The organism is Opitutaceae bacterium (assembly GCA_015075305.1).
GTDB lineage: Bacteria > Verrucomicrobiota > Verrucomicrobiia > Opitutales > Opitutaceae > UBA6669.
This window is the reverse complement of record JABTUS010000004.1, coordinates 160,965-174,991: the sequence shown is the minus strand read 5'-3', so window position 1 is coordinate 174,991 and position 14,027 is coordinate 160,965. Positions and strand designations below refer to the sequence as shown.

Annotated in this window: 9 protein-coding genes; 3 read left to right on the top strand and 6 right to left on the bottom strand. The window is 62.3% G+C overall.

Annotated elements, in window-relative coordinates; genetic code table 11:
* Positions 1–17: 17 nt before the first annotated feature.
* Entirely contained in the window at positions 18–1,421 is a 1,404-nt protein-coding gene (locus tag HS122_09525; protein MBE7538637.1) for a Gfo/Idh/MocA family oxidoreductase, read from the bottom strand.
* 2 nt (positions 1,422–1,423) lie between these two features.
* Positions 1,424–2,389 carry a hypothetical protein gene (locus HS122_09520; GenBank protein MBE7538636.1) on the bottom strand — a complete coding sequence of 322 codons (966 nt, stop codon included), beginning with the start codon at positions 2,387–2,389 and terminating at the stop codon, positions 1,424–1,426.
* A 266-nt stretch (positions 2,390–2,655) separates the two neighbouring features.
* On the opposite strand from HS122_09520, the gene HS122_09515 reads away from it, so the two are divergent.
* The 3 genes from HS122_09515 to HS122_09505 all read left to right on the top strand — a co-directional run bounded on the left by HS122_09515 (position 2,656) and on the right by HS122_09505 (position 8,413).
* Positions 2,656–5,913 carry a DNRLRE domain-containing protein gene (locus HS122_09515; protein MBE7538635.1) on the top strand — a complete coding sequence of 1,086 codons (3,258 nt, stop codon included), beginning with the start codon at positions 2,656–2,658 and terminating at the stop codon, positions 5,911–5,913.
* A 112-nt stretch (positions 5,914–6,025) separates the two neighbouring features.
* Positions 6,026–6,910, top strand: coding sequence for a hypothetical protein (locus HS122_09510; GenBank protein MBE7538634.1), 885 nt, complete (start codon positions 6,026–6,028; stop codon positions 6,908–6,910).
* Between the two features lie 30 nt (positions 6,911–6,940).
* Positions 6,941–8,413: a sulfatase gene (locus HS122_09505; protein ID MBE7538633.1), complete on the top strand. Its 1,473-nt coding sequence runs from the start codon at positions 6,941–6,943 to the stop codon at positions 8,411–8,413.
* A gap of 42 nt (positions 8,414–8,455) precedes the next feature.
* On the opposite strand, the gene HS122_09500 is transcribed toward HS122_09505, so the two are convergent.
* The 4 genes from HS122_09500 to HS122_09485 all read right to left on the bottom strand — a co-directional run bounded on the left by HS122_09500 (position 8,456) and on the right by HS122_09485 (position 14,015).
* Positions 8,456–9,853 carry an arylsulfatase gene (locus HS122_09500; protein MBE7538632.1) on the bottom strand — a complete coding sequence of 466 codons (1,398 nt, stop codon included), beginning with the start codon at positions 9,851–9,853 and terminating at the stop codon, positions 8,456–8,458.
* Positions 9,854–9,917: 64 nt separating this feature from the next.
* A complete protein-coding gene (locus tag HS122_09495) occupies positions 9,918–11,615 on the bottom strand; it encodes an arylsulfatase (GenBank protein ID MBE7538631.1) in 1,698 nt (565 codons plus the stop codon).
* 1 nt (position 11,616) lies between these two features.
* Positions 11,617–12,660: a glycerophosphodiester phosphodiesterase gene (gene glpQ / locus HS122_09490; protein ID MBE7538630.1), complete on the bottom strand. Its 1,044-nt coding sequence runs from the start codon at positions 12,658–12,660 to the stop codon at positions 11,617–11,619.
* Positions 12,661–12,665: 5 nt separating this feature from the next.
* Positions 12,666–14,015 carry an MFS transporter gene (locus tag HS122_09485; protein ID MBE7538629.1) on the bottom strand — a complete coding sequence of 450 codons (1,350 nt, stop codon included), beginning with the start codon at positions 14,013–14,015 and terminating at the stop codon, positions 12,666–12,668.
* Between the last annotated feature and the right edge of the window lie 12 nt (positions 14,016–14,027).

Here is a 14,027-nt window from a genome sequence, read left to right as displayed (position 1 = left end):
CCAAGCCACTCTGCAAGTCATACAACCTCCCATCCACGGCGGTAGCTGCCGTTGATGATCTCATCCGCTCCGGCCAGGCCCGGCTGGGCCTTCATCTCCGCCGAGTTCCACAGGACGCGCCTGCGCGAGCGCACCGCGAGCACTCCAAGGAGGACCAGTTCCGTCAGGCGCGCACCGTGCTCGAAGGCACTGCTCGCTGGAGCCCCTCCCTTGCACGCATTGATCCAATCCCGGTGATGGCCTTCAACGCGCGGAATCAACTGCGGTGGAGTCGGTGTGCTTATCCGGAGCTCGCGGGGAAAAATGCGGGGCGGCCCCCCTCCTCCATCACATTCGATCACGCCCTTCTCCCCCTGAAACAGCACGCCGCGCGGGGGCAGCACAAACCCGTCGACTCCAGACTGGGCTGGCGGCCGCAGGCCGTTGTCCCGCCAGGTCATCGTCACCGGCGGTCTTCCCTGGCGCTCCGGAAAACTGAAGTAGACCATCGACGCCATGGGAACAACATCATCCTGCGTGATCCCCGCCCCAAAGCCCTCGATCGCCACTGGCTCATAGAGATCAAGTCCCCACGCGGGGGCGTCCATGTCATGGCAGCCCATGTCACCCAGCCCCGCACCGCCAAAATCCCAGAAATCCCGCCATCCCATCGGGTGATAGGCGGGATGGTACGGACGTTTCTCCCGCGGACCCAGCCACAGGTCCCAATCGAGTCCCCTGGGAACGGATGGTGAGTCCGTCGGCACGGCAACCAGACCGGGATTGATCCGCCTTCCGGGCGACCACACCTGCACGTCACGCACGGCGCCGATGGTGCCCGCACGCAGATGCTCGACGGTCTCCCGGATACCCACCGTCGAGTGGCCGTGGTTCCCCATCTGCGTGGCCACCTTCGTTTCACGGGCAACCTGCGCCACAAGCCTCGCCTCGCGGATATTGTGCGTCAGCGGTTTCTCGCAATAGACATGCTTGCCCAGGCGCATCGCCAGAACTGAAACCAGCGCATGCAGGTGATCCGGGGTCGAGCACACAACGGCGTCGATGCCGCGCTCGCGCTCGAGCAGCACTCGAAAATCGACGTACTCGGAGCAATGCGCCTTCCTGCCTGCCTCCGCCTCATGCTTTTCAACGAGAGCCTTTGCCACACGGCGGCCACCGAACCCCTTGTAATACCTGTCCTCGAGACTGAAGTGCTCCGCAGGATCCGCGACCGCGACAATCCTGGCTTCCTTCTCAGCCAGTAGGAAACCGGCATTCTGAATTCCTCGCCCACCCGCGCCAATCAGCGCGATGTTCAGGACTTCGCTCGGCGGCACTTGTCCAGGTCCACCGAGCAGGTGCCGTGGCAGGATCTGAACTCCGGCCGCAATGGCGGCGGCGCCCGAGCTCTTGAGAAAATGTCGCCGGGTTGATGGGGTGATTTTCATGGGACAGACGGGAGCAATGACACCAGATCCCGCACGGAATTCCAATCAGCATCTTCGCCGGATGCTTCCGGCAGTTGGTGCAATGACCATTCCTCGGTGAAACTCGCGCGCCCGCCCGGTGTCAGGCGCTCCATCGGCCCAATAGGCTCGAGTTCGACGGCGCGTGCGGCATCGCACCAGACCGAAACCGAATTCCCCGCGATCTCGCCGTATGCGCGATCCGCATGAATGGGAAACCGCTTCGCAAACAGGAGACCTCCCGGCTGAAGATAGGCCAGCCATCCCTCGCTGGCGTCGACCGCGAACTTGTTGAACCGAGGCTGCCCCCGGATCAGCAGCAGGCCGTCCCGCACTCGAACCGCCGGATCCGGCTCCGGACGGAAGTCGATCGTGCTTCTTCCTGAAAAGACCAGGTAGCCCAGTGGATAACGGCTCTCGGGATTCAGCGGCACAATGCACGTTCCGCCTGGGGCGGCAAAGGTGCGGCTCCAATGGCAGTACGCACGCTCGACCGTCCCACGGTTGATCATCGTCTGCGTGCAGCGCAGTCGCGATCCCTCGGCCGACAGCACAAAGTCCCTCACCAGCTGCAGCCCCGTCGCTGAATCAAACGCGCTGGTCAGCCGCCCGGCGCGATCGCCCGTGATCTCCGCGGTCCATGGTCCGCTCCAGAGCACCGGATGCGGCGGCACCAGATTCTCCGGTCCGACATCAAAGCGCCCGCCCGGAAGCATCGAAGGCCGCCCGACGGCGTGCGCAGCCTGCTGCAGCGCCTCGCGTTCATTCAGGCGATAGCTGAGCACGCGTCCGCCTTGATGAGGCCCGAGCACCACGCGGGTGCTCGCGTTGCTCAGCTCAAGGCATCCTTCCCTCCCGTTGATCTCAATCCACCGCACTCCCTCCGCCGCAACTGCCGCCACACACGGCATCAGGATGACTATCAGGCTTCCTCTCAGCATCATGAATCTCATGGCGCAACATCCAGCCAGGCATTCGGAAAGGACGCAACAGGACTCCTGTCCCGGCGCCTCTTCGGAAGCTGCTCTCCCAGATTCCTCCGCACCGGAACGTCACCTCCGCCCGTCGCCTCCAGCATGTCGAACAGACGCGGGATGAGATCAGAGGCAAGCGACGCCTCACTCGTTTCCACTTCGACCAAGCGTTTTTCCGCAACCTGCAATGACCCCAACACGTCTTGCCGCATATCATGGCACTCTCACGCCGAATCATGCATCAGATCCGTCTTCCGCTCGCAATCGCTCTGCTCACCCTCGCCTCCGTCACCCCCGCCGCGGAACCACCACTCACTGTCACGCTGCACCCTGTCGCTGACGCCTCCATCCTCAGCAATGAAGGCGCGGAGCTGGCCTATGGCACGCAGACGTCACTCATCATACAGAAGGGCGGCGGGCGCGACTGGGAATCTCTCCTCAAGTTCGACGTCACGTCCAAACGAACCGACATCTCCCGCGCCACGCTGCGGCTCTTTGCGGGAAAGCTCGCCAAGGGGAATCCCACAACGCCAGTCGAGGTTTGGGCGACTGCTCCGGAATGGTCCGAGTCGTCCGTCACCTACCGCACACGCCCGAAAGTCGGCGCACGGATTGCCACCTTTGAAGGCGCCCCGGCAATCGGGCAGTGGATGGAAGCCGATGTGACCAGCATCATCAAGGGTCCCGGCACCTACTCCTTTCGCCTCGCCGGTAGGGAACGCTACAAGCTGGTGATTCCATCGCGCGAGGCTCGGGACGCCAGCGAACACCCCGAACTCAGGATCTCCTACGGACCGGCTGACCCCCCGGCTCCGACTTCCGCCGCTGCGAAACCACTTGTGCATCGCACGGAACGCATTCAGCCAACGGATGATCTCTGGCTGGATGGCCGCTCCACCGGCCCGACCGACACGAGACTCCGCCTCGGTGGATCCGCAGGCCGGGAAGCCTTCCTCGCCTTTGATCTCCACGGCGTGAATGGCGACGTCAACTCAGCCAGGCTCCGCTTGCATGACGGTGTCGGCGCTTCGGGTGTGGTCAAAATCTACACGGTCGGCAATGGATGGAATGAAGCCAGTCTCGACTGGGACCGACGGCCCGCAACTCTCCCCGCCACCCCCATTGCCGAAGTCCGCCTGCCCGGAAAACCGGGATGGATCGAATGTGATGTCACACACGCTGTCACAGGCACCGGACGCTACTCATTTGTCCTTCGAACCGATGCATCCAGTGAGATCATCCTCAACTCACGCGAGTCCGGGCGCGATGAACCGGAGCTCGTTGTCGTCCACCAGGCCGGTCTGAACAAGCGCGTGACCGACGTCCTCGCCTCGGCACGGCGGATCCTGTCCCGTTTTGGCGATCAAGAGCTCGCGCACGACGGCATACTCGACGTCACGCTTCCTCCCTATTGCGCGGACCCCACCGGGAGAACGGACTCCACGCTTGCCATCCAGCGCGCGCTCAATGATGGCCGCGACGCCCGCTGCGTCACCTACCTGCCGCATGGCACGTATCTTGTCAGCGACACCCTGGAGGGCATCAGCCCGAACTATTCCGGAGGCGGCTTCCCGGGCCTTCCCCTGCGTCGAGGTGAAATCGGATGCGTGCTACAGGGATCACCAGATCCTCTCCAGCGTCCGGTCATCCGACTCGTCGCGAACGCCGCCGGATTCGGCGATCCCGACCACCCCAAATCCGTCATCCACTTCTGGGCCGTCAATGGCGTGCCCCCCAACACGTACGAGCAGAGCAACGCCCACTTCAGCCAGCAGATTCGAAACCTCTCCATCGATCTTGGCCGAAATGCAGGCGCGATCGGCGTCGAGTTTCTGGCCTGTGAGGACTCCTCCCTTCAATGCGTGAACGTAGAGGCAACCGACGCATTCGCGGGAATCAAGGACGGGCTGGGCTCCGGCGGCGGCATGCACGACATCTCGGTGAACGGCGGGCGCTACGGAGCATACCTTTCCTCAACCCAGCCCACCTGCTCCCTCTCACACGCAACCTTCGTCAATCAGACGACAGCCTGCATCTACAACCGCTCCCGTGGTCCGCTTGTCATGCCTGGCGCTGTGCTCAAGCCGGCCATCGGAGCGTCCGCCATTGTGCTTGCGGGCTCGGAAACGGGAGAGCCATGGAATGCCTCCCTCTGCCTGGTCGACTCCCGGATCGAATTGCCTGCAGGCGCCACGGTTCCCGCGATCAGCGGCAATCGCTCGGCCTACCTCAATCAGGTTTACGTCCGAAATGCAGCAACCCTGCTGAAGCTCGATGGCGCGGGAATACTCGCCACGGTCCCTGGCCGTCCCGATGGCTGGTGCCAGGTCGCCGACCTGGCAGTCGCGGCCACCCTGTACCACAACTCCCTGCAAACAGGCGCCGGCGCGCCTCCCCGCAGCGATGCCATCTACATCGATGGCCAGCGTCGCACAACCCTGCCCACGAATGCCCCGTGGATCCCGGTCGAGGATTCGCAGATCCCTTCCGATCTCCAGAGCAGGCATGCGTGGAAGGGCGTGTTTCCCGGGGTGGGTTTGCCGGGCATGCTCAACGCCCGCGATTTCGGTGCCACCGGCGACGGTGACCAGGAGGATTTCACCGACCAATACGCGGCGCTGCAGCGCGCAATCGATGAAGCCGGCAAACGCAACCAGCCTCTCTTTGTTCCCCGCGGTGTGTACCGCATCTCCCGGACCCTCAACCTCCACGCCAACACGACGCTTGTCGGCGCCTCGCACATCTCGACAACGCTGGCGCCGATCATTGATCCGACACGTTTCCCCAGGGGGGATTTCCTGAACGGGAACAACCCCCAGCCATTGATCCGAACAGACGACGACGCCTCCGCCACCACGCGCCTGGGCTATATCGGACTGCGTTTCCCGATGGCCATGCCGGAGGGACTTTCGACCAAATTCTATCCCGCCTACGCGGTGCTCTGGCGTGCCGGAAGCAACTCCGTCATCAGCAGTGTGCGCTATGTTCACGCCGCCGCTCGCGTGGCCACCGAGGCGCCCGTGAATTCACCCTTCTTCATCTTTCGCGGAAACGGGGGTGGACGCGTTTACGGCTTCAAGGTCACCACAACCGCTGACTTCAAGTCGATGACCGCCAACTACACCAACTGCCTCATCGACGGCACACATGAGCCGCTCTCGATCTACCACTTCCAGCCGCAGGGTGCCAACAAGGGGTACAGCGGCGCCGAGATCCGCAATGCAAGCCATGTGGATGCCTTCGGACTCAAGTACGAGGGCTCGAGACCCGTCGTCACAATCCGCAATTCAAACCACATCCGCCTCTTCGGTGAGAGCGGAGGCGGCGCACCCAAGGCCCTGATAGTCGTGGAAAAGAGCCGTGATTTTCTTCTCTCAAACCTCTATCCGCTCCGCGGCAAGAACAAGCCCGGTGATCAGGACATTGTCCATGATGACGACGTCGTTGTCGGTGACAGCGATCAGGTCCTGCTCTACAAGCGGGGAAATCCGTAGTCACGCATCGCACACAAATCCCTCCTTCCGTCCTCGCGACGCCATTTTCCGCGGTGGCCAAAGACCGGACATTGCCGTCGTGTTAACCTCCCTCGCCACTCAACCATTCCTGATGCCCCACTCCCTCCCCCTCTTTTGTTGCACCCTTGTCCCGCTCATCCTCCTGGCCGCAACCACGCCGGCGCTCCCGGTAGACGCCGCAGGGCCCCTGATTGCGATCACCGACAGCGACTACGAAGGACTCCCGCACTTCCGCATCGAGACAGCCGGTGGAACCTGGTACTATGACAAGGCCGGCGGCGGATTTTCCCGTCTCATCGATCGCGACGGGCGCGACTGGATTTCGTTTCACAGAAACCCATCGCGCGGTCCTGGTGCTGCTGCCGCCGCCTACCGCGGCATTCCCAATGCGGTCTTCGGCAAGGACAATCCCGACGCAGGTGTCGGGCATCCGGGCAAGGATCGTTGCATCAGCACACGCGAGGGACCCGATGTGATCCGCACGGTCAGCAAATCCGGCGCCTGGGCCTGGACGTGGCGGTTCACGCCGACCCAGGCCATCTTCAAAATGGAGAAGGCCGATCCCGGACACCCCTGGTGGTTTCTCTATGAAGGCCCCCCAGCGGGGCGGTACGCGCCGCGCGAGCAGTACTGGGGCACCTCCGAAGGCGGACCGCGCCGCGACACACCCACAACCGGAGGCGCCACGGGACTGTGGCGCTGGGCCTATTTCGGCGACAACACATCGCCACGCGTGCTTGTCCTTGCGCAGATGACGGAGGATTCGATCGGTGACAGCTTCCGCTACCTAGGCACCGATGAAGCCGGTATTGGTGCACCGGATGGCATGGCGGTGTTCGGCTTTGGCCGGGCTCCGCGCCCGCTGCTGCACGGCGCCGATCTGGAATTCCGGGTCGGCTTCATCGAAATGCCCGTGCCCGACGCCGCCGCGCACGATCGGGTAGTCCGCGAAATAGAGGCCCTGCTGCAACCCTGAGTTCACCACCGGATTTTCCATCGCACAACCATGTCACGACTCCTCCGACTCACACTCCTGTTCGCCGGTGCTCTGGCGCAGACCGCCGGCGGGCTGCACGCCGCCACCGCGCGCCCAAACATCCTCTGGATCATCGTCGACGACATCTCACCCAACTTCGGCTGCTACGGCGAAACGGACATCCGCACGCCAAACGTCGATGCGATTGCGAAGTCCGGCATCCTTTTCGAGCAGGCCCATACAACCGCGCCCGTCTGCTCAGCCAGCCGGTCCGCCCTGATCACCGGAATGTACCAGACCACGATCGGAGCGCAGAACCACCGTTCAGGCCGCGGCGCAAACAAGGTCAGGCTGCCAGAAGGTGTCGAACTCGTGCCCGCCCTTTTCCAGAAAGCCGGCTACTACACCTGCATCAGCGACGGCAAACCCGATGCGCGCACGCTGGGAAAGACCGATTACAACTTTGAATGGGACCGCTCCGTCTACAACGGACCGGACTGGTCCGGACGCAAACCGGGCCAGCCCTTCTTCATGCAGGTCCAGCTGCTCGGGGGAAAACACCGCGATCTCGGACGCTGGAAGGAACTCGACGCCTATTTCGGTGCGGACGCCACGGCTCCCGATTCCGTCGCCAGCCTCCCTCCCTATTATCCCCGCGATCCGGTGATTCTGGCCGACTGGGCGCACTACCTCGACTCCATGCGCATGACGGACATTGAGGTTGGACGCGTCATCGACCGCCTGCGATCCGAAGGACTGCTCGACAACACCCTGATCATCCTCATCGGCGATCATGGTGTCAGCCACGCCCGCGGAAAGCAGTTTCTCTACACGGAAGGGACGCGAATCCCATTCATCGTGGCGGGTCCGGGAGTAGGCACCGGAAAGGTCCGGAATGACCTGATCGAACAGATCGACATGGCGGCGATTTCGCTTGCGGCGGCGGGCATCCCCATTCCCGCGACAATGCAGGCGCGCGATGTTCTGGCCCCCGACTACGTCAAGCGCGACGCCGTCTTCGCCGCACGCGATCGCTGTGACGAGACGGTCGATCGGATTCGCTCCGTGCGCACCGATCGCTGGCTCTACATTCGGAACTATCATCCGCTGCGCCCTCACCTGCAGCCGAACGCCTACAAGGACACAAAACCCATACTGATCCGCCTGCGCGAGCTCCATGCCGCAGGAACCCTGGACATGCTGTCCGAGCGCCTGCTCTTCGCTCCCACGCGCGCGCCAGAGGAGCTCTACGAATGGGTCAATGATCGCTGGGAGATCAACAATCTCGCGGGCGAGCCCTCGCGCTGGCCGGTGCTGGCGGAACTTCGCGCACGGCTTGACCGTTGGATCGTGGAGACGAACGATCACGGCCGGGAGCCTGAATCCCAGGCCGTCTATGAGGGAAATGTCCGCACCCAGCGGCACCGCGGCAACGACGCCGCCGCGTCCACGATCAACAAGAACATCGAAACGATGCTGCGCTGGCAGGCCGACGGAATCTGACGGCACCCGTCCGCGCGACGCACCAATCAACACGCCTGCGCATCACGGGGGAAAATCCCCCCAGACCTTGGGCGCCTTGAAATCCTTTGGCGGACGATTGCCGGATGACAGCGGTTCCATCGCCGAGTCCGCGAATCCCCGCAGCGATGCGAGCAGCTTCGAGACAATCTCGGGCTGACTGGCCGCCAGATCCTTGGATTCGCCCCGGTCCGCACTCAGATCGAACAACTGCGCTCCCATTCCCGATCCGCTTGGATCGCCGTCGAGAAGCAGCTTCCAGCGGCCGGATCGCACCGCTCCATGTCCCGGTGAATTGCGCCGGGAGGGTGCGGCATTGAGGAGAATCACATCGTGGGGTGACGGCTTTCCATCCATCAGCGTCGTCAGGGCATTGCGTCCGTCGAGTACAGGCAGGCCGTCCAATGACGCACCGGCGGCCGCGGCAAATGTGGGCAGCCAGTCAACCACATGCAGGGGCTCGTTCACAACCGAGCCCGCAGGAATGCGCCCGTTCCACGACGCACAGGCAGCCACGCGCACACCACCTTCATGGAGCGATCCCTTGGCGCCCTGGAACGGACCATTGTCTGTGATCTTGCCCGGCGACGGTCCGCCGTTGTCGCTGGAGAACACAAAAAGCGTGTCGTCCGCCATGCCGTGTTTCCTGAGCGCCGCCATGATTTTTCCAATCGCCTCGTCGACGGCCGCCACCATCCCCGCATACAGGCGCGCGTTGGATTTGCGATTGCGATAGGGCGCTGTGTATTTTTCCGGAACCTCGAAGGGCGCGTGAGGAGCGTTGAATGCCACGAAGAGAAACAGCGGACGATTCTTGTCGTGCTTCTCAATGAGGCCGAGAGCCTCACGGGCGATCAGTTCCGTCGTGTATCCCTGCTCCCTCACCGTCACACCGTTTCGATGCCAGTCGAGTCCGCCATCACGCTCGTGGGTGAAATAGTCTATGGCTCCGTTGTAATGTCCGTAATGACAATCAAAACCCCGCTGCAGCGGCAGGTACTCGCGCGACTCCTGCCCCAGGTGCCATTTGCCAAGCAGCACGGTGCGATAGCCGGATGCGCGAAGAATCTCCGGCATCAGACGCTCGCTCAGCGCCAACCCATAGGTCGCCCAGGGTCTGATCACTCCTGTCTGCAAACCATACCGGATCGGATAGCGTCCGGTCATGATCGCCGCACGCGTGGGTGAACAGACAGGCTGTGCGTAAAATGAATCCAGCTTCACTCCCGAGGCCGCAAGCCGGTCGATCGACGGGGTGCGAATATCGGAACCGTGATAACCCACATCGCCCCAGCCAAGATCATCGACCAGGAAATAGACGATGTTCGGTTTGCGCACTTCGGCGGCCGCCACAGCCAGACTCACCGCCCGCCCGGACAGTGCGAGCACGAGAATCAGCAGGATGTTGAACGATCGCTCCATGTTCATCGTCGATCGAGCCCTTCAGGAACAGGGCAGAAAAAACACCGCAATGACGGATGACGAATCACTTTCCCGGAGTTGCCCAAACGGGCTTCCAAGCACCCAGCGGATAGACGTCACATCGCCCGGCCCAGGCGTCCCAAGCGGCAGCCATTGCCACCACCTTGTCGGGCTGCTTCGCGGCGAGATCGTGCATCTCTGTCCGATCGGCTTCCATGTCATAGAGCTCCCACGGTCCGTCTTCGACCGCCACAAGTTTCCAGCGGCCATCGCGCACGGCACGGTTGCTTTCATGCTCCCAGAACAACGGCTGCCTGCGTTTCAATCCGCGACCGGAAAATACGGGGACGAGCGAGACTCCCTCCATGGGCTTGATCTTGTTACCATGGAATTCCGACGGGTACTCGGCTCGCGAAACATCCACGCAAGTCGCCATGATGTCGATCAGGTGACCGACCTGCCCTTCCATTCCACCCCGCCGTCCGGAATCAATCCCGGCAGGCCAGTGCGCAATGAGCGGCGTGGAGATCCCGCCCTCATGCACCCAATGCTTGTATTCGCGAAAGGGAGTGTTCGCAACGTTCGCCCACAGCTCTCCATAGCCCACGTAGGTATCCGCCGGGCCGGCCATGGCTCCCGGACCGCTTCTCACCCAGCGTCCATCGCGCGTCTGCATGGGCGGCGTCGAACGGGGCTGCAGCGCATCCGGGGACATCGGGGCAAGGTCCGCGGGTGGCTCCTTTTGGATTGGCTTTCTCCAACTGGGCTCCGCGCAGGCGCCATTGTCCTGAAGAAAAAGGATGAGCGTGTTCTCGAGGCGCCCATCCGCCTTGAGCTGATCAACAATCCGCCCGATGCCCTGATCCATGCGATCGATCATCGCGGCATACGTCTCCATGTTTCGCGCCTCCCAAGCATGATTCGGCTGGCTCTCCCAGTTTCCAATCGTCGGCGCGGCATCCCAGCGCGGATCCATCAACCCAAGCTTTCTGAGGCGTTCCACCCGCGCGCGGCGGATAACGTCGTACCCCTGGTCGTACACTCCCTTGTATTTCCGGATCTCAGCATCAGGCGCCTGCAGGGGCCAGTGGGCCGCTGTATAGGCGACATAGAGAAAAAAAGGATCGCCGCTTTTCGCACCCGCCCGCAGGAAGGCAACCGCATTGTCGCTGATCGCATCAGTATAGTAGTACGAATCCGGACGGTACTCCGGATCGTTCTCCGGTGAAATGAAGGTGCTCTGACGAGTCAGCGTTTCAGGATCATAGAAACTTCCGAACCCACGGATGGTGCCGTAGAAGGAATCGAAGCCGCGCTGAACCGGCCAGTTGCTTCTGTCCTCCATGGTGTGCGAGCGTGCCACATGCCACTTTCCCACCATCCCCGTTCGATAACCCGCCCCCTTGAGCACCTCCGCGATTGTCACGGCCTGCCGGCTCAGGTCGCCGGCGTAACCAGGCCCCGCCTTCGCATCCCTCACCATGAAGCCCATCCCCGCCTGATGTGGGTACAGTCCCGTCAGCAGTGACGCCCTGCTCGGACAGCAGCGCGCCCCATTGTAGAACTGCGTGAACCTCAATCCATTCGCCGCAAGCGCATCCAGGCGGGGTGTCGCAATCTCGCCGCCATAGCAGCCGAGATCGGAATACCCCATGTCGTCCGACATGATCAGCACGATGTTTGGCCGTGACGCCGCCAGACACACCGGTGCAAGCAGCAGGGAAAGGAATCCGATAGAAACAAGCCGGCATCTGGATTTCATATCACTTCGCCTTGAAGGAGTTTTTCAACCAGGACAGGGTGACGTCGCTGAAGTCCGTAAACACGCCGTCGATCCGCTCCCTGTCAAACAGGGCCGCATGCAGAGCATCGATCGACGGACAGTTCTTGGGCAGTTCGTCCCGCCGAATCGTGTACGGGTGCACGAGAAGTTTCGAGGCATGGGCGAGCGTCACCAGCCTTGAAAAGACCGGCGCGCCACCCGCCGGCGGCCAGGTCACAATGCGCTGGATGGGCGGTCCGATTCCATCGACCAGACCGGCCAGCTCCTTGATGCCCGCCGGCGTGCACAGGACGTCATGATCGACTCCATCGGCCTCCCTGGATTTTGCGCTGATCAGCATGATGAGGTTTCCCTTCCATCCGAGTTCGCCACGCAGGCGGCGGACCTCGCCCAAATCAAAACACTGCAGGAAGCACCGATCCGCCTTTGTGGAATAACCGTAGCGCCTCAAAATCGGGAGCACCACGGCACTCAAGTCAACTCCCTGTTCGCGATGCCAGTGCGGTTGCTTCAGCTCGGGATAGATCCCGACGTGCCTTCCGGAGCTCCTGTTGAGGCCCTGAATCAACTGCAGCTCTTCCTCGAGCGTGCTGATCCGGAAGACCGAAGGCGTCGCCTTGGAATCATAGCGGAGCGGGAAAACCTGTTCACCCGTCTTCGCGTTCACCCGTTCGTGCACCCGAAGCTGCTTGAGCTCCGCGAGGGTGAAGTCGATGGCATAGTAGCGCCCGTCCGCGCGCCTCCGATCCGGGAAGCGCACGGCGACATCGGAAATGGTGTCGATGTGAATGTCGTGCATGACCACCGGCACGCCATCCCTGGAGAGAACAACGTCCTGCTCGAGATAGTCCGCCCCGAGCGCGTGCGCGTACGCCTTCGCCTCGAGCGTGTGCTCGGGAAGATAGCCGCTCGCGCCGCGATGGGCGATGACCAGCGGTCGAGTCTCCGTAGCGATGCATGCCGCGCACGCCATCAGAAAAGTCCATGTCGCACACCACGCGTTTATCAAGCCTTTGATCGTCATGAGATTCATTCCCCCTGCTTTGCGGAACCCGCGGTCTGATGACTCCACGTCATTGCGGAGAACACCATCGCCAGCACACAGCATGCGATCATGGTGCCAAACACCCCGCTCCATCCCCACTTGTCCGCAATCCACCCCACCCCCGCCCCGGATGGCGCCGAGCCGAGAAAGTATCCGAAAAGTCCGGTAAAGCCCGCCGCGGTGCCCGCCGCCTTCTTGGGCACCAGGTCAAGGGCATGCAAACCGATCATCATGATCGGGCCGTAGACGAAGAACCCGATCGCGATCAGCGAGGCAACGTCCACCCAGAGCGGGCCGTGCGTGTTCATGCCATAGACCACCAGCCCCGCAAGCGTGAGCGCCATGAACAGGATCGTGGCCGGCGCGCGCCGCGCATTGAACAGGCGGTCCGAGAGATACCCGCACAGGATCGTGCCGGGTATTCCGGCGAGTTCAAATGCGGTCCATGCCATCCCGGATGCCTTGAAGTCGAATCCCTTTGCCGTCTGCAAATAGGTGGGAATCCAGTTCACGACACCGTAGCGCACAAAATACACGAAGGCATTCGCGATCGCGATGGCCCAGAGATACCGGTTGTTCAGCACGTATCGGAAAAAAATCTCCCTGAAGGCGAACGTGCGCTCGTGGTCGTCCGAGTAGTCCGGCGGATAATCGTTCTTGTAAGCCTCGATCGACATCAGTCCGCAGCTTTGGGGAGTGTCCCTGAGCACCACGCCCACGAAGATCGCGATGACGAACGCGATGGCCGCGTTGGCGTAGAACGTGGCGCCCCAGTCCTGGAAATAGGCCACCGCATTCACCGCGACATAGGCAACCAGCGCGCCTCCCACATTGTGCGCGACGTTCCAGTACGCGACGATTTTCCCGCGCTCCCGCGTGCTCCACCAGTGCACCATGGTCTTTCCGCACGGAGGCCAGCCCATGCCGTTGAACCAGCCATTCGCGGTCTGCAGCAGAACGATGAGAAAAAGCGAGCTGTAGATCCCCGGTGCCAGGCCAAACACCGCGGTGACCGCGGCGGAAAGGACGAGCCCGAGAGTCATGAACCAGCGCGGATTGCTCCGATCCGACACCGATCCCATCACAAACTTGGAGACACCGTAAGCCGTCAGCAGCCCCGTCACCGCCCAGCCGAGCTCCGTCTTTGTGTATTCCGGATGCGCCTTCAGAATCGCCGGCATGGCCAGCGAGAGATTGTTTCGAACGAGATAGAATGCCGCGTATCCGACAAAAATTCCGGTAAACACCTGCCAGCGGAGCCGGCGGTACTCGGAGTCAATCCTGCCGGCAGGAAGCTGCGGTTTGGCTGGGGCGGGTTTCAGCGGATTATTCATGGGATCATTGCG